The sequence below is a fragment of the Methylomonas koyamae genome, assembly GCF_001644025.1.
In the GTDB taxonomy this organism is placed as follows: domain Bacteria; phylum Pseudomonadota; class Gammaproteobacteria; order Methylococcales; family Methylomonadaceae; genus Methylomonas; species Methylomonas koyamae_A.
Genome location: NZ_LUUK01000025.1, coordinates 18,705 through 35,041, shown reverse-complemented (window position 1 = coordinate 35,041; position 16,337 = coordinate 18,705). Strand labels below are relative to the sequence as shown.

General features: G+C 48.8%; 19 protein-coding genes and 2 pseudogenes. 12 read left to right on the top strand and 9 right to left on the bottom strand.

What is annotated here, in order from left to right; genetic code table 11:
• Positions 1 to 23 precede the first annotated feature (23 nt).
• The 3 genes from A1355_RS02490 to rep all read right to left on the bottom strand — a co-directional run bounded on the left by A1355_RS02490 (position 24) and on the right by rep (position 2,630).
• On the bottom strand, positions 24 to 290 hold the full coding sequence (locus A1355_RS02490) for a hypothetical protein (RefSeq protein WP_082885312.1): 267 nt from the start codon (positions 288 to 290) through the stop codon (positions 24 to 26).
• Positions 290 to 508 carry a ribbon-helix-helix protein, CopG family gene (locus A1355_RS02485; protein WP_064024659.1) on the bottom strand — a complete coding sequence of 73 codons (219 nt, stop codon included), beginning with the start codon at positions 506 to 508 and terminating at the stop codon, positions 290 to 292. The genes A1355_RS02490 and A1355_RS02485 overlap by 1 nt, the downstream gene beginning before the upstream one ends.
• A gap of 70 nt (positions 509 to 578) precedes the next feature.
• Positions 579 to 2,630, bottom strand: a complete 2,052-nt coding sequence (gene rep / locus A1355_RS02480; protein ID WP_064024657.1) for a DNA helicase Rep — start codon at positions 2,628 to 2,630, stop codon at positions 579 to 581.
• Between the two features lie 230 nt (positions 2,631 to 2,860).
• On the opposite strand from rep, the gene A1355_RS02475 reads away from it, so the two are divergent.
• Positions 2,861 to 3,451 (top strand): Uma2 family endonuclease, encoded by a 591-nt coding sequence (locus A1355_RS02475; RefSeq protein WP_064024655.1) that lies wholly within the window; start codon positions 2,861 to 2,863, stop codon positions 3,449 to 3,451.
• A 361-nt stretch (positions 3,452 to 3,812) separates the two neighbouring features.
• On the opposite strand, the pseudogene A1355_RS02470 reads toward A1355_RS02475, so the two are convergent.
• A pseudogene (locus tag A1355_RS02470) lies at positions 3,813 to 4,793 on the bottom strand (integron integrase).
• A 128-nt stretch (positions 4,794 to 4,921) separates the two neighbouring features.
• Here A1355_RS02470 and A1355_RS02465 point away from each other — a divergent pair.
• The 9 genes from A1355_RS02465 (at position 4,922) to A1355_RS02440 (ending at position 9,986) form a co-directional block, all read left to right on the top strand.
• A complete protein-coding gene (locus tag A1355_RS02465; protein WP_064024652.1) occupies positions 4,922 to 5,146 on the top strand; it encodes a hypothetical protein in 225 nt (74 codons plus the stop codon).
• Positions 5,147 to 5,256: 110 nt separating this feature from the next.
• On the top strand, positions 5,257 to 6,135 hold the full coding sequence (locus A1355_RS02460) for a hypothetical protein (protein ID WP_064024650.1): 879 nt from the start codon (positions 5,257 to 5,259) through the stop codon (positions 6,133 to 6,135).
• Positions 6,136 to 6,147: 12 nt separating this feature from the next.
• Complete coding sequence (locus A1355_RS02455; RefSeq protein WP_064024648.1) at positions 6,148 to 6,462, top strand: hypothetical protein; 315 nt, start codon at positions 6,148 to 6,150, stop codon at positions 6,460 to 6,462.
• Positions 6,463 to 6,552: 90 nt separating this feature from the next.
• On the top strand, positions 6,553 to 6,882 hold the full coding sequence (locus tag A1355_RS02450) for a TfoX/Sxy family protein (protein ID WP_064024646.1): 330 nt from the start codon (positions 6,553 to 6,555) through the stop codon (positions 6,880 to 6,882).
• Between the two features lie 503 nt (positions 6,883 to 7,385).
• Positions 7,386 to 7,715: a hypothetical protein gene (locus A1355_RS24945; protein ID WP_157197713.1), complete on the top strand. Its 330-nt coding sequence runs from the start codon at positions 7,386 to 7,388 to the stop codon at positions 7,713 to 7,715.
• A complete protein-coding gene (locus A1355_RS24940) occupies positions 7,712 to 8,356 on the top strand; it encodes a hypothetical protein (RefSeq protein WP_157197712.1) in 645 nt (214 codons plus the stop codon). Before A1355_RS24945 ends, A1355_RS24940 begins: the two co-directional genes overlap by 4 nt.
• A gap of 162 nt (positions 8,357 to 8,518) precedes the next feature.
• The gene (locus A1355_RS24935; protein ID WP_157197711.1) at positions 8,519 to 8,827 is read left to right on the top strand and encodes a hypothetical protein; all 309 of its coding nucleotides are present in this window, start codon (positions 8,519 to 8,521) and stop codon (positions 8,825 to 8,827) included.
• A 148-nt stretch (positions 8,828 to 8,975) separates the two neighbouring features.
• Positions 8,976 to 9,416 (top strand): SRPBCC domain-containing protein, encoded by a 441-nt coding sequence (locus A1355_RS24275; protein WP_082885316.1) that lies wholly within the window; start codon positions 8,976 to 8,978, stop codon positions 9,414 to 9,416.
• Between the two features lie 123 nt (positions 9,417 to 9,539).
• Positions 9,540 to 9,986, top strand: coding sequence for an ABA4-like family protein (locus tag A1355_RS02440; protein WP_157197710.1), 447 nt, complete (start codon positions 9,540 to 9,542; stop codon positions 9,984 to 9,986).
• Between the two features lie 47 nt (positions 9,987 to 10,033).
• Here A1355_RS02440 and A1355_RS25960 read toward each other — a convergent pair.
• The 3 genes and pseudogenes from A1355_RS25960 to A1355_RS24930 all read right to left on the bottom strand — a co-directional run.
• Positions 10,034 to 10,273, bottom strand: a pseudogene (locus A1355_RS25960) (IS66 family transposase); the annotation flags it as partial.
• Between the two features lie 63 nt (positions 10,274 to 10,336).
• The gene (locus A1355_RS02435) at positions 10,337 to 10,957 is read right to left on the bottom strand and encodes a hypothetical protein (protein ID WP_064024640.1); all 621 of its coding nucleotides are present in this window, start codon (positions 10,955 to 10,957) and stop codon (positions 10,337 to 10,339) included.
• Positions 10,950 to 11,351: a hypothetical protein gene (locus A1355_RS24930; protein ID WP_157197709.1), complete on the bottom strand. Its 402-nt coding sequence runs from the start codon at positions 11,349 to 11,351 to the stop codon at positions 10,950 to 10,952. Before A1355_RS24930 ends, A1355_RS02435 begins: the two co-directional genes overlap by 8 nt.
• A gap of 574 nt (positions 11,352 to 11,925) precedes the next feature.
• Here A1355_RS24930 and A1355_RS02430 point away from each other — a divergent pair.
• Both A1355_RS02430 and A1355_RS02425 read left to right on the top strand, forming a co-directional pair.
• Complete coding sequence (locus tag A1355_RS02430) at positions 11,926 to 12,195, top strand: BrnT family toxin (RefSeq protein ID WP_064024637.1); 270 nt, start codon at positions 11,926 to 11,928, stop codon at positions 12,193 to 12,195.
• Positions 12,179 to 12,484, top strand: a complete 306-nt coding sequence (locus A1355_RS02425; protein WP_064024634.1) for a BrnA antitoxin family protein — start codon at positions 12,179 to 12,181, stop codon at positions 12,482 to 12,484. The genes A1355_RS02430 and A1355_RS02425 overlap by 17 nt, the downstream gene beginning before the upstream one ends.
• 180 nt (positions 12,485 to 12,664) lie before the next feature.
• Here the strand turns inward: A1355_RS02425 and A1355_RS02420 are convergent, their stop codons facing one another.
• Together A1355_RS02420 and A1355_RS02415 are read right to left on the bottom strand one after the other, a co-directional pair.
• Positions 12,665 to 14,374, bottom strand: coding sequence for a hypothetical protein (locus tag A1355_RS02420; protein ID WP_064024631.1), 1,710 nt, complete (start codon positions 14,372 to 14,374; stop codon positions 12,665 to 12,667).
• Positions 14,371 to 16,332, bottom strand: a complete 1,962-nt coding sequence (locus tag A1355_RS02415; protein WP_064024629.1) for a hypothetical protein — start codon at positions 16,330 to 16,332, stop codon at positions 14,371 to 14,373. The genes A1355_RS02420 and A1355_RS02415 overlap by 4 nt, the downstream gene beginning before the upstream one ends.
• Between the last annotated feature and the right edge of the window lie 5 nt (positions 16,333 to 16,337).

Genomic DNA, 16,337 nt, shown 5'->3' with positions numbered 1-16,337 from the left:
GGATTGCCCCGGCTTTCATCGAGCTACTTCGCACTATTCGGAAAATAGAACGACACGATTAACGTAATTAACGGCAAAGCACCGATCTTTATCAGCTCAAAAATATCCGCCAACGCTTTGTTGTCGGGATAACTGGCGTATCCAACGAATACCCCAATACAAATCGCCGCCATGCCCATTAACACCTGGCGGGCCAATTTTAGCCTATCGCTCTCGTCGAGTCCGACTTGGCTATCGCTCCGAAAAGCATCGTTGATATCAACGTCCCGGGATTGCGGCTTTTCAGCCATCAGACCCCCACAATTCTGCCGATGGCTTGCAATTCATGACTGTCGGCATTTTCGCGCACGATACCCAATGAATTGCCCTTGGATTTCTCCTGCTCGGCAACAGCCAGCAACGCGAAAGCCCGGCGCATGGCTTCGGCTTTGCTGATGCCTTCCTTGCGCGAAATTTCGGTGAGTTTTTGGTCGATCTCGGCGGAAAGATCTATCGTAAAGCGTGGCATGTCAATGCTCCTAAAAGTGAAAGCGTCGGCAGAAAAGGTTACTGCGAAATTACTGCAAATACAATGCAAATCAACCCAGCATCGCCTTCAAATTGGCCAAATTGGCCTTGCCGCGCTGCTTGACTTCCTCCGGGGCCAACTGTTTCTTGTTGGCCCACTCCAAATCCTCCTCCGGCAATTCCGCCAAAAACCGGCTGGGTTCGCATTCGCTCATTTCGCCGTAGCGCTTGCGATGGGTGCAATAGCTGAAGGTCAGCGTGCGTTGGGCGCGGGTGATACCCACATAGGCCAGTCGGCGTTCTTCCTCTATGTTGTCGGTCTCGATGCTGTTTTGATGCGGCAGCAGGTTTTCCTCCATGCCGATCATGAACACGTGCGGGAACTCCAAGCCCTTGGCGGCATGCAGCGTCATCAGGCTGACTTGGTCGCCGGCCTGCTCTTCCTGGTTGCGGTCGAGAATGTCCAGCAGCATCACCTTGGCGATGACTTCGGCCAACGACTTGCCGGCGCCCGCCGCATGCGTTGCGCTAGCTCCGGCATCGCCATCGTCGCTAGACCCGTCTTTTACGGCGATGCGCTCCAGCCATTCGACCAGTTCCAGCACGTTCTTCATCCGCCGCTCGGCCGCCGCCGGCGTCTTGCTGTTTTCCTGCAACCAGGATGGGTAGTGGATTTGGTCGATCAGGCGATGGATGGTCTTGAAGGTATCGCCGGTTTCGACCTCGCGGGCAGTGTCGGTAATCAGCTCGCAAAACTTGTGCAAACGTTGCGTCGATTTTTCCGAGATGCGCTGTTGCAAGCCGAACTCGCTGCAGGCGTCGAACAGACTGATATGGCGTTCGTTGGCGTAAGCGCCGAGTTTTTCCAGCGTGGTCGGGCCGATCTCGCGGCGTGGGGTGTTGATCACCCGCAAAAATGCCGCGTCGTCGCCGGGATTGACCAACAAGCGCAGATAGGCCAACACGTCCTTGATCTCGGCGTGGGAGAAAAACGACGCGCTGCCGCTGATGAAGTAGGGCACGTTGTTCTCGCGCAATTCCTTCTCGAACAAGCGCGATTGATGATTGCCGCGATACAGAATTGCGTAATCGCCGTACGAGCCGCCGGTCTTGAAGCGGTGGTGGACGATTTCGGCGACGATCTGCTTGGCCTCGGCAATGTCGTTTTTATGGCTCAGCACCCGCAGCGGGTCGCCGAAACCCAGCTCACTCCATAATTTCTTTTCGAAGGTATGCGGATTGTTCGCAATCAGGTGGTTGGCGACTTTCAAGATCCGCCCCGCCGAGCGGTAATTCTGCTCCAGCTTAATCACTTGCAAGCGGCCGAAATCCTTTTGTAACTGACTGAGATTTTCCGGCTGGGCGCCGCGCCAGGCGTAAATCGACTGGTCGTCGTCGCCGACCACGGTAAAACGGCCCAGATTGCCCGCCAACAGTTTCACCAACTGATACTGAGTGATGTTGGTATCCTGGTACTCGTCCACCAGCAAATAGCGAATCCGGTTCTGCCATTTTTCCAACACCGGCGCATGCTGTTGAAACAGCAACACCGGCAACAGGATCAAGTCGTCGAAATCCACCGCGTTGTAGGCTTTCAGGCTGCGGGTGTAGGCCTCGTACAGCCTGGCCGGCGCGTGCAGCGCCGCGTCCGGCAAATGCAAAGCCTGCTTGGGGGTGACGAAGGCATTCTTCCACTGGCCGATCTGCCAGTTGTATTGATCGATCTGATCCTCTTCGCAATCCTTGATGCCGTGGCTGACCAGATTTTTCAACAAGCTCAGCCGGTCTTGCTCGTCGAACAGACTGATACTGGATTTGTACTCCAGCGTCTTGTATTCGGCGCGCAGTATGTCCAAACCCAGCGAATGAAAAGTCGAGACTCTCAAGCCTCGGCTTTGCTTGTCGTCCAGCAACTTGGAGACCCGGCTTTTCATCTCCCGCGCCGCCTTGTTGGTGAAGGTTACGGCCGCGATATGCCGGGCCGGGGTGCCTTGCCGCACCAGATAGGCGATTTTCTCGGTAATCACTCGCGTCTTGCCGCTGCCGGCGCCAGCCAACACCAGCAGCGGATGATCGATGGTTTTGACGGCGGCGAGTTGTTGCGGATTGAGTTTGGGGGACACGGACGGCAAATACAGCGAAGCAACGAAGCGCTTATTATCTCAGGCCGGGGTGGTTTGTGCCGAGCGCATTTAGGTCGCGGCATTACAAGAAATCCCTGTAAAAAGGAAAGTAGGAAGTTGCTTGCTATTTTAGTTTTTCCGTAGAATTGTAAGGCTATCGAGCTTCCCGCCATTTGCAACACCGTCATTTGGTCTGCTCCCTTAATTGCGATGATTTGTCGAGGTGATTCATGTCCGCCGTGGTTAAACAAACCCGCTACACCGCCGAAGAATACTTAAGCCTGGAACGCAGCGCCGCGATTAAAAGCGAATTCCACGACGGGCAAATCCAAGCCATGAACGGTGCCAGCCGCGAGCATAATTTGATAACCATCAATATTGCTGGCGAGTTACGAAGACAACTGAAAAACCGCCCCTGCGAAGCCTACGTCAACGACATGCGGGTCAAGGCCGCCAAGGCCCGCAGCTATCATTACCCGGACATCGCCGTGGTTTGCGGCAAACCGGAGTTCGAAGACACCCAGTTGGATACCTTGCTCAATCCCACGCTGCTGATCGAAGTGTTGTCACCGTCCACCGAGGCCTACGACCGCGGTGCAAAGTTTGCCCATTATCGAAAAATCGCCAGTTTGCGCGAATATCTGCTGGTCACCCAGGATCAGCCCGGCATCGAGCGCTATCTGCGCCAAGGCGAAGTCTGGATAATGAGCGAGTCGCTGGGATTGGACGCGAACGTGCCCCTTGAAAGCATCGACTGCCAACTCAGCTTGCGCGAGGTTTACGACAAGGTATGCGAGGACGGCGAAAATCAGGTGGGTTAAGCTAGTCGTGTTTCAGCAGCGGTGCTAGCGCCATCGGTTACTATCATGCGGAGAAACGCCTGTCGGCTTACGCGGGTTTTGCAAGACATGGCGCCGATGAATTTCTGCTGGCTTGTTGCTCGGTTTGGTGCTTATTTAATTAAATCCAGCGGACTGGTCACGCCTTTACCGCCTTTGTTCAGTACATGGGTGTATATCATGGTCGTGGGTAACTATTCAGAGGCCGTTTGGGGGGAAGGTGGTTACCAATGGCGTCAAGTTAAGCGGTTACAGTCAATGTAAGCCGCTGGCTGAGCGGAGCCGAAGCCAGCGATTTCGCTTCGACTCCGCTCAGCGAACGGCATAGCTGACATCAAGGTATTCACCCCCCCGCTCCGTCGGGAGAGGGCGTTTTTACTTCGCGCTGAATAGTTACGGTTGTGGAGACATCGCTGTGGCCGAGCAACTCCTGCACGGTACGAATGTCGTAGCCGGCTTGCAATATATGGGTCGCGAAAGAATGGCGCAGAGTATGCGGCGAAGTCGGCTTGACGACGCCCGCCGCCGCGGCCGCTTTTTTGACATAGCGCTGCACCTGCTTTTCATCGACATGGTGGCGGCGTTCGACTTTGGAACGCGGATCGACGGAATAATTTGCCGCTGCAAACACGTATTGCCAGCCCCATTCCCTTGCCGCGTTGGGATATTTGACCGCCAGCGCGTCGGGCAACCAGACATCGACTTTCCCCAAGCGCAAATCCTCGTCGTGCCAAGACTTGCGCAGCGTCAGTTGTGTCCGCATCGGCTCCAACAAACTATCCGGCAACATCGTTACGCGGTCTTTGCCGCCCTTGCCGTCGCGAACCACAATCTCCTTACGGGATAACTCCACATCCTTGACCCGCAAACGCACCGCTTCCATCAATCGCATGCCGGTGCCGTAAAGCAAGCGAATGAGGAGGCCTATCGGCGGCGGCGCTGATTCCGCGTGTTTGAGCAGTTGCCGCACTTCGGCCGTCGTCAACACCACCGGCAATCCGCGCGGCTTTTTCGAGCGCTCGAAGCCGTCCAACCAAGGCAATTGCACCGCCAGCACGTCGCGATACAAAAACAGAATGGCCGACAAAGCCTGATTTTGCGTGGAGCTGGAGCCATGCCGCTCGGTTGCCAGATAGGTCAAGAACCGTTCGACTTCGGCCGCTCACATCTTCGTCGGATGACGCTTGGCGTTAAACAAAATAAATTGCTTAATCCAGGACACGTAGGTATCCTCGGTACTCAGGCTGTAATGCTTGAAACGAATTTTATCGCGTACCTGATCCAGTCGTTTTTTTGGCGGTGCCGATGTCGTATTTGTTTCCATAACATGTCCCGTTTGCCCGAGCGAATTCTTTCACAAACAATAACTTGCCATCATGGAAAAAGGATTATACGACATAATGCCCTGGATTATAGGACAAGCGATGTCGTATACATTACGTTAGGCTAAATATGACTACAAAACTAATTGCAGATATTATTGACCATGCCATTTCAATTGTTGGTGGTGCCATGGCATTGCTGATCGGCTATCGTCTAATAGGTCCAAAACCCGGCATCAACCCTAAATTTGATGCATTCCATGGCAAATGGGGAAAGCATTTAAAATGGCTTGGGCCAGTTGTTATCTTATTTGCATTTCTCCAGATGGGTCTTGCTATTTATGGCATCGCCTAACCCGGCGCTCAACCTCGCTCCCTTCGGTCGCTGGACGCTGCGCGATAAAGCCGCGCAGCGCCGGTTAGCTCTACGTTATGAACACCCAAATTCCAGAGTGAGTTTTAACATTGAGCACACGAATATCTGCAATAAGGAATAACGTTCAAGATAGGACTTCAGAGGCTTGGAAGAAGCTTTGTGAGTATGTCGATGAGCTCGCAGATAATGGTGGTGGTGAGTTTTCACCAAAGGAAGTACTAGGTGCTGAATTATTTAGCGAAATTCGGGAATTACCTGAATCAATAGCCAAATTAAATAAAGTTAAGAAGGTTTGGCTTTACGGCAGCATGATAGAAAGAATTCCGCCAGAGATTGGCGAAATGGAGTCGCTGGAGTTTTTTGATCCGTATACTTCTTATGAGCTGCATTGGTTACCGTACGAGATTATACGATGTAAGCGGCTTAAGGGCAGTCGGATTAGCACGAGAGCATTATATGGAAACTGTAAAAATCGTATGGGCTTTCCAGGACTTGATAGAAATCCGGTGAGGTACGCACAAGAAACCGTTAAATGTAGTATCTGTAACAAAGAGATGGATTACGATAAAACCAATCAACTATGGGTTTCTCTTCGTATTGGTACGGATGTAGTCCCGCTATTAATTAATAGTTTTTCTGAGCAATGTGAGAGTCTGATTCTCTCTCCTCCGGAAAACTATGTCCCATACCCTCACAAAGGTGGAAGCAGCTTGAAGCAGCCGCTAACCGAGGACGAGAAATGGAAGTTAGAAGTGGAAAACCCTGAAAAGAGCGATCAGATTAAGCCCGAAGTTGAAGTTGTTGAAAAGGAAGAAAGGAAACTTTTCTCGTTTAATCCGAAAGATCTGGGAAAAACAATGAATAGAGGCAAAGCTCATAACGAGCGTATCAACTTGACCCCAAAAAGCTCCGCCGCTATCGCCGCTCCGCTTTTCTGGGCACGTTATACCTATCGTTATGCGCTTTAGAGACAATTCGGCATGGAAGATCTTACAAATAGGTATCTAGCAAGTTGTTCACCATATATCAGCAGCTTGGTCTACGATATTGGTAACAGAACACTGGTCCTTGAATGTGTACCGGACCCAAATAGCTTAAAGCCGCACACCAAAGTAATTTTTACCGGTATCCGCTCCTACTCCGAAGAAACTATCGATGATGAATACGACGACATGTGTATGGATGGTGTTGTAGGCATGCATTGGGTTCGTGAACATATTTTTTGTCTTCGTACAGATAAGAAAGAAATCATCCTGGAATTAGAAAATGAGCCGCGATTGGAATTCATCGCATAACCCACGGGTCAACTTGACCGGCAAAAGCTCTGCGGCCTTCGCCGCTACGCTTGCGCCGTCAAGTTACCCTTATCGTTAGGCATTAACCGCATGACGACCTCTCAAACAACCATGGACTTTCTCCTAGACCAACTCTCGAGTCTAGGCCAAGTATCCGCAAAAAAGATGTTTGGGGAGTACTGTTTGTATTTGGCGGGGAAACCCGTCGCACTAGTCTGCGACGATCAGCTGTTTCTAAAACCCACGAGTACTGGCCGAGGGTTTATTTCACAGGTAATTGAAGGCTCTCCTTATCCCGGAGCAAAACCCCACCTTTTAGTTACCGCAGACTTGTGGGAAGACAGAGACTGGCTAAGCCAGTTAATTCAGGTTACGGCAAATGAGCTCCCCCAACCCAAGCCCAAGAAGAAAAATGCCTAACGAATAAGGTTAGATGGTGCGAGCGCAACGCGCGAAGCCACCATCTGAACCGATTGTTGGACAAGCCCTGGGTTCGGTGGGTCACTTTAATATAAGAAAATAGCTTTTCGGTGTTTTGGGCGGTTGCGGTCTGTTTATGACGTTGCTTTCAAAAAACAGACCGCAGTGATCGTGATGGCGGTTAGGCCTCTCTATCGTATTGGGCTGCAACCCTTTGAGCTTGAGGTGTTTAAGATGGCTTTGATAGTTTGGCTTGAAATCGGATTCGGGTGATGGTGTCATTGACGAGTAACCTCATGATTCGTCGTGGAATGTCCACTCTTAAAGAGGGCGTGAGGTTACATTTTATGAACTACCTGCCAATCGGGATATTCTCCGCGTTAGCGGCTTCGTCCAACATGGCGCTCAATCGGAGCGCGGTTATAATGCGGCTTTATTCCTCAGCTTTCTGTGTCGCGCCCGGTTAGCTCTACGTTAGGCACCTCAAATTTTCCGGAGCTACTATGTCACGCCCATTTCTCAGTCGATCAGCCATCGTAGATATCATCGAGGATGAAGAGCGCACGAATGCCGTTCAAAAGCGTGAAGAACTGATGAATCATCCGGTGCGCTTTACGGTATGTGGTTACCCAGATCCGAACCGTGGTGGCTGGCATACCATTAATGCGGATCGCACGGCTCGATCGTCTGGTGAGTGCGAGGCACTTCTCAAAGCGGATAATGTCGCGAGTAAGTCCAAGAAGCCTAACAAAGGTAAGGGACCGACAAGTTCCTACACATTAATATTTTGGTACCTTATAAATACAATACATAGGAAAGTAGAAAACTTATGATTAAAAAACTATTATCAACTGCAACGCTTATGTCATTTCCCTTGCTGGCGGCAGGGGCAAATACAGCAACAGATACAACGACCATCCTTATTATTAATGAGTCATCAAGTATACTTACTTACAACCCATCATATTGGGATGAGCCTAGAGAGCTAATTAATGCTAATTTTGGTGGATTAGTTCGGGTCTTACAAACTGATTACTATATCGATACTAAGTATGACGGTACTCCAAGTTATGAGCCTTTAACTTTACGTAACATTAGTATAAATTTTCCAACATTAGATCTTCCACCTGAAGTATCTGGTTTCAGTCCTATATATAGCATCGGTCCTTTTAACATGTTTGGCACAGAAATATCCGGTTTTGAGTGGAATTTTTGCGCTCTTGAAACCGCAATGGGATATATGTGCTCAAATACAACTTTGCATTGGGGCGTTCCTGAAAGTCTTGTGGGCACATTTGATGGCACACATCTTATAATCGACGGGTATCTGTCGCATGACTGGTCAGGAGGTTACTATAGCTTTCACGTCGAGGCGTCACCAGTGCCACTACCAAGTGCTTTAGCACTATTTGCCAGTGGCATTGCCGCAGCATTTGGAATGCTAAGATTCAAAGCATCAAATAAGCCCGCGTAGATACTATTAGCGATAGCATAATCGGAGGAATGTTGGTTTGAATTGTGCGAACACAAGCTAATCCCAGCAGCCCGTTGCAAAAGTGAAATCGCCGTCCAACCCCTCATTCAAGCGGGACGCCTCACGGCACACCTTAATTTAAGCGTTAGGCGAGGAATATTTATGCCCACAGCCGCTTCAAATGCAAAAAGTAGTATTGAGGTAACAGTTACGCACAACCCTTTTGCGTTCTTCTATAAAGCACTCACTGCTACGATTACGATCAACGGAAATATAGAACGCAAACCTTGGGGGAAATATGTCTATGATTTACCTCCCGGAGATTACGAAGTCGCTGCATCCTATCCATGGATTTTGCGCGAATGTGGTAAAAATTCCGTTCGTTTTACTCTAGCGCCAGGTCAAACAAAAAAAGTTAGATATTGCGCCCGGTTAATACGCTTCATTCCTGGCGCCATCAGCGTTGCTTGAAATTCAATACTAACCCGCATGTTGTTTCAAAATAAAAACCAACCGCAATCGAAGAACCACTCACATGCCCGCTTGCGCGAAAAGTTGAGTAGGCCGGTGAATTAAGACGTTATGCAGTAATAACCCAACTTACCTCGGAGTCATGGTTATGAGTGAAGATAGAACAATGCGCACTTCCAGAAACTTGCCATACACGCCCAAGGAAATATACCGCGCTTTTTCATCAGCTGATTTGTTGGCTTTATGGTGGGGGCCTGAAGGTTTTTCCAACACCTTTGAAATTTTTGAGTTCACTGAAGGTGGTCGCTGGAAGTTCATCATGCACGGCCCTGATGGGAACAACTATCCCAATGACAGTTTCTTCGAGGAACTTGTACCTGATACCAAAATTGTGATCCATCATGATTGCCCTCCAAACTTCAAGCTTACCGTGCAACTCGTTCCTGTCAGCGAAGGTACGCACTTGACTTGGGAACAAGTATTCGAAGACGCCGAAACAGCTCAAGCCGTCAAGCAAAGGGTTGGCTCCGCAAACGAGCAGAATATTGATCGTCTGACACGTGTGCTCGGCAAAGGCCCCAATGCATAACATGACGCTCGACCGGAGCTCGGTTTTACAACGGCTTTATTTTTCAGTTTTCCGTGCCGCGCCCGGTTAGCTTTAGACCTCACACAAACCCGCCGCGCATGCGGCCAAATAGGGGACATCACCTTGCCCGAAAGCGCCTTCTCCATCGTAAGCATTGCCGCCATGGCGGCCTGGTTGGGCCTTGCGGTCGCGGCTCCACTACGGGCCGGCCGAACTCGCGAGAACATCTTGTTCGTCAGCGGTCGAGTAGCACCACTCCTGCTCTGCACGGCTTATGTCGCGTTTCTCGCTCGGTACTGGGGCTCAACGCCCGGCGGAGGATTTCAGTCGCTTGAGGCCGTGCAGATTCTGTTCGCCGCCCCTGGCAAGATGCTCGGCGCTTGGACGCACTTTCTCGCCTTCGACCTTCTCGTCGGCAGGTGGTTGGTCGACGACGCCTCGTCCGAAGGCAATTCCCGCCTTCCGCTTGTTATCGCCCTGCCCGCCACGTTCCTGTTTGGCCCGCTCGGAGTACTTCTTTACTTGGCAGGTCGAGCGCTACTCAGCGCAAAGCGGGCGCGGGCGCAGTGAGGTCTACCTCACTTAGTTCGGCTAGATAATTAGTAGGATTCGACGGATCAAGGCATTCGTCGTTCGATATCCGCAGGCGTCCGAGCCTTGCGCAGTCCTGTAAAAATATGCCTCGGATAGTGGCAAGGTTCCAGGCTGTACCGGTTGGCGCTGGCCTTGGCGCCGTTAACGGTATCGGCGAAAATCCAATTGTCGCGGCCAATCCGGAAGGGGCGAATGGCGCGTTCGACGGCATTGTTGTCGAAGTCCAGCCGCCCTTCTTCGCGATAGACGGTGAGCGCGGCCCAATGCGTGCCCGGTACGCGAAGGCTTTGCCGATCAGGCCGCTCGGTAAGACTTGGGTTATCCGATTAAGGCGCGCAACTGACGACCAACTCGTCGCTGAATTGGCCGACTTCGACATCCTTGACCACATAAACCGCCGTATAACGCCGTAACTCCGGCTTGCCGGCAATCAACAGCGGACGGTTATCGACATAGCGGGTTAGCGTATCGCGCGCTAAAAACAAAAACTCGCTATCGTTGTCGCGTTGCGAATAAATATTGATGCCGTCGCTTTTGGACTTTTGAAAACTCAACACCACAATACCGCCGGTCTGATCGACCGCCTTCAAAATCGGTTTGGCATCCGATAAATCCGTACTGATTTCCGCGCCGACGATACCCAGCAGATTGCCGAGCGCATCCGTGTAACTGGGATGAGATTTGATACGCCGAGCCAAAGCTCTTACCTTATCTTCCAATTGATTGCGGTACGCCTGTTTCTCCGCGGTGGCATGATGAGAGGCAGCCGCGGCAATATTGGCGGCGGCCACTTTACCGTGCAGTTCCTTATTATCGCTACCGCAGCCAGCAATATCCTCATCGGATAAGCCCAGCTGCGTTTTCAAACTGGCAAGATTCAAGATAAATCGATCATGCCACATCAATAACTCGCCATCGGGACGCGGAAAATAATCCGATTTAGCCATGGGATGCTCTCCTTTTTAAAACAAAGCGATTAAAGCCATGCGGGAATCGGCGAATCCGAAAGCCGGCATAGCGGAAATGATCCATCGACGGGATTTCTAACACTAAAAATAGGTCGCGACGAATTATAGGTAAGCTCTCCGCTTCTACAAGTGCGGTAAAATGTCGCACAGTTGGCCGATAAAACCGGGCGAAGGCATCAGCAATCGCCTTGTGGTCATTTCCGAAGCATCCGGGCGGGTTTCCGACGGCCGCGAAGGCGTTCCCAAAGGCTTGGAAGACACCTAAACGCAACCCGAAGGCACATAAAAATGTCCGGAAGGTACCTTCGCAACCCTGGAAGGCATATCCGAAACACCGGAAGGCACGCTCAAGCCAGCCGAAGGCACCTTCCAAAGGCCGGAAGGCAACTTCTAGCGTTTTTTATACGCCTTCGGCTTGGGTTTATATGCGGTCGGGGCTCATGGGAGTGCGTTCAAGCCGATTTTATGCCGCAATTTCTGGGGGTCTCGCCGATTTTGACTGGTAAGCTTGGCTCATAAATCAATCGTGAGCCACAAGAAAACACCTTTTATTACAATCGCTTATTTTATATATGGCACTTGGCGCAGTTGTTTGGCTCAAGCTTGCCAGATAGAACCAATTTTGAGCCAAATGATGGGAGATGGGAAAGTACACCGATCCTATCCGTCTTGGCTAAAACTGGCCGTCCTAATCCCAGTTTCAATACCACTCTAATGTGTGACGCATCATGCCTGTCGTCTAATACGCTCAGAGTGAGTAGACCTTGGACTTGCAACGTTTCGGCGTAAACCTCCATGGCATTTTGTCTGTCACGAGCCAGAGAAAAAACTAGCCCAGAGTATCGATGGCACATTGTTATTAGCCTTTCCAAGGTCAGCATCGTAAATTCATGACAGTGGGATGCGTCAGGATGGGCTTATCATGATTTTGTCTATACAATAACCTGATGAGATTGACTTTTGATCCCGCCAAGAACGCCAGAAATATCCAGGAACGCGGTTTGCCTTTCACTATGGTCGAAAACTTCGATTGGCAACATGCCTTGATCATGGAAGACACCCGCCAGGATTATGGCGAACGGCGCTTCAGAGCATTCGGCAGGATTGAAGATCGTCTTTTTGCCATGGTGTTTACCACCCGTGACGATGCCCTGCATATCATCAGTTTTAGAAAAGCGAATAAACGAGAGGAAAAACGCTATGGTCAATCGAATTAACCCCGCTTCGCTCGACGAGGATAACCCGGAGTGGACAGAACAAGACTTTGCCCGCGCTCGCCCGTCATCAGAGGTGCTACCGGAACTTTTTGGTGCGGAAATGGCAGCTGAAATGCTAAAACCCAAAGGCGGCAGGCCGCGCAAGGCTAATCCCAAAGTGTTTACCGCCATTCGTTTGGATGCCGATATTGTCGAGGCTTTCAAGGCGACCGGAAGCGGCTGGCAAACCCGCATCAATGACGCCCTTAAAACGTGGTTGAAAGAACATCCGGAAAATAGAACGGGCTGATTTTCATCATGGTCACAACGCCTTCAAGTCGTTACGTTACTATTACGTATGACAGCTCTTGAATAGATAGCTGCCTTTACGTATTTACCTGTAAATGCTTTATGCAATACTTGACCCCGTTTCTGTGCTCCCTAGAAGCCATTTGACCTTGAAAGGGACTCATATAAAGTACTTTGTAACTTAAATAGCAACATTGTTTAGAAGCGAATACCAAACTGAAGGTGGAATCGGTGTTTGAAAATGACGATAAGCAATGAGATCTAGCCCAATAAGTTGTTCCTTGGCTGCCGGTGAGTCAAAGAGAATTTTTCCAAAATCAGATTCCCGAATCATATTCATCTGTTTTCTATATTCTGCTGCCGTTGGTGGCAAATGGATTGGCGCTTCGGTCGCACCGGAATCGAAATGAGCCGTCTGGAAATAGAGATATTGATATAGGTCTTTTTCAGGATGCCAGATTTGGATACATACATTAGGGTATGCATCTTTAACATTTTCCGCTAACACTTCATAAAGATCATCCATACCTAGAATAACACTCCAGCCTGCAATAGTGGCCAGCGTCCAAGACATTTCCATCATACGATCAGTGGCTTGCCCTCCTAACCAGCCGCCTTCCTCTACCAAATCATCTAAAGAATCCGTGGCAATGGGGATAAATTTCTTAGCTTTATAAGCGTAATCGACGTTGCGAAACAGTTTGTGCAACCATTCCTTGGCAGTTTCTAGTCGCCCCATTCCAAATAATGCAAAAAGAGCCAAGGTGATGTCTTGGCTATGCCGGTCAAGACAGGGTGAACTGCTAACCCCATTATTGTTTAACAATGCCTCCAAAGCATTAATCACCTCACCGGCATCATTAAAAAAAGAATTTTTCTCTTCCTCCGTGGAGGCTGGATGGAAACCTAAAAATAATGCGATGCTTGCCAGGATACCGATTTGTTCAAAGGTGATCAGAGAAGCTTCCACTCCATTAGAGGCAAATCGAGTCAAACTATTTTCCACGAAACAATACGGCTGAATCCTAGCGAAGTATTGCGCCGCAAAACGGTAATAACCCCACCACATCGCGCCGAAAGGTCCAGCAATAGCGTCATTTCTGGTTTTCTCGTCAGCGAGTTGAATGCGATGCCACGACCAAAGCAAGGCTTGTTCTACCGCAAAAAGACCTTGGCGAGTGTCTCCATCATCTCGTAGTGTCCAATGTGCAAACGCCTGAGCAGACAGATTGACGATCCGCAAAGCCTTCAACAAGGCCTTTCCTGTCTTTAGTTTGTCGAGTAACTCTCCGTTGTCATTCAAATCCAGCGTACGCATAAATAAGCGATGTAAATCTTGCCTGTCGTATTCACTATCGCCGGATAGTGCCAGCGCACGCCGCAAATCGCGCCGGTCATCGTCAAGAAAAATATGTTCATCCAAAAGATATTTTTCGATCAGAGTAGCGATAACATCAGCGCCCCAAAATTCAATGCATGCTTTATCCTGGTTATTACTGACAAACCCCTTCCAGTTTTCTTGTACGGTTTGTTTCAAGTCTCCACCAGTGGCAACCACGATGCGAATGCTGCGTTCTTTATCCTGTGGTTCGAGATTGGACTTTGAAGAGACGTCAAAAATTTCATTGATGCTTTGGCGTACGGACTGATTGCCGCTATCCCATTCGCTTCGGCCAATGTCTCCTTGCTTAACCACCAAAAGCAGCAACTCATCAACCTTTGTTTCCTTATTTTTACCTCTGGCTGCGATATCTACCCCGTATTGTCGATTACCCGTTTGCGGACGTGCCACAGGAACGTAACCCATCTCCAATAACAGGTCTGGCAATAAACGATCAAGCTCATCCCGCTCTTTAAGGGTGCGAAGGTACTCGGAGATAACCAGTTTCATTCATCACCTCGTTTTACCAATCTAAAGCCCCTTCGAGCAATTTCGTCGTTAAGAGGATCAATAACAGATTGTGCAGGTAACGTGACAAAGACTGAGTGGGAAGCAAAGCGAGTGATTTCACCAATCTTGTCGCCATAAATGGAAAAACTGCCAGTGCCAACTTTTATTGGGACTGTTGTGAAGAGTTGTTGGAATATTGAGTGCTCGCTAGATTTATCTCTTGCCTCTCGTTGTTCTTTTGCTCTTTTTAGTGCAATGGCATGCCGTATACGCACAGGCATCGGTGGATACAGTTCGCTTCTAATAGGCAATTGCTTGATCGCGTCAGCATAAACAAGGAGTTCTGCTTGCGTTTCTTGTAGTAATTTTTCTACCTCCGGTGTAGCACTGGTCAGTTTTTCTTGAATGGCTTTCTGTGTAGCAATAGGATAATTTCGTCCAACATCATTCGCTAACAACGCGCGGACCCAGCCATAGGTTCTTCGTTCCGCATCTTCTGTCTCTAGTAATGAAAACGTCAGTGAAAGCAAAGGCTCTTCAAAAAATGTCCAGCCGAGTAAACGCCGAGCGAGATATTTAAAATCTTCATTTTCTAAAGTGTCGAGAACGTCTTTAGAAAAAACAGGTTGAAGAAATCCATGACTCCATAGAGAACTAATAACATCGCTAAAAGCCGCACCCAAAGCCCGTTCATCAGAAATTAGCCAACGTGTAATCAATTCCGACAACAGAGGTTTGTTTACCAATTGCATCAGGCTTTGGTTAAAGCACGAGCTAAAGTTTTTGTCTAACGCTCTGCTATCGTAATTTTTAAGCATCCAAATAGTTAAACAGTCATACACCAATTGATCATGAGCACCATTTTTAATCAATCGCGAAAGCACACTGTCAAAATTATGTGTATATCCAACTTTTAAATTAGTTAATGCTAATAATATCTCTGTCAGATTTGGCAGCTCTTTGACGATCGCAAGATTCATAAAAACAAAGCTACTAAGCACTTGTATCACTGAATGATTATCAGGTTTAGCATAAGCTAATAGCTCTGGAATTAGCTCATGCTGACCGGCTGCGGCATTGGATAAAGTATTTATAGCCTGACTACTAATCCGTGAATCTGGATGATGAACCAACGTTTTTATGGCTTTCTGAATGTCGTTCTTTAAACCCGGTTCTGTATCCCATTCATTACTTATACCACCTAATGCCCGCAAAGCACTTACTGAAAGGTTGATGCAATCGGAATTTACATCATTCAAGGCAAGCTTAATGGCTTCAAGGCCTTGCTCTGCCTTTGCCAAAGCAATCAGGGCAGAGCAATACAAAGTGATATTTTCGTTAGCAATGTTTTCCCGAACTAATGCATGCAGAGCTTTTGCCCGTACTGGCTCCATCGATAGGTAGTCAATCAATTGATCGAAAAACATGCCCGCAGCCATATCGCCCGAAGTTTTTAAATGCTGCGCAGCTACTAATTCAACTAAGTCCTCCACTCTAAAATTGCTTAGAAATGGCAAAGCATTTCCAATGCTTCTCAAAATTTGAAAGACTTTACTAGAATCCGCACTACCGATAGCTTCTACTGCGGCAATTAGAACATCCACTGTTTGAGTCATTAAACCCAAAAATCTCCCGCTAGCTGTATCTATCTCTTGAAATTCACTTATGCCTAATTGATGAGCTTCATCAAATATCTGTCTGAAAGACATCGATGAGTCATTTTTATCGAACTTACGAAAGCTATTTACAGCTGTGCAATGATTTCTCGCAGCTATGGATTTGAATATCAATTGATTTGCTTCAATGTAAAAAAGCTCATCAATCTTTTGGGGCGAAATGGTAGATGGGTTTGTTAGCTCAATTATGAGTTCTTGGGTATATTGACAATGAAGTTCGAATGCTAGCTTCGCGACTTGTACTGGAACTACATCTAATTGCAAATCGAATAAGGTCAGCATTATCC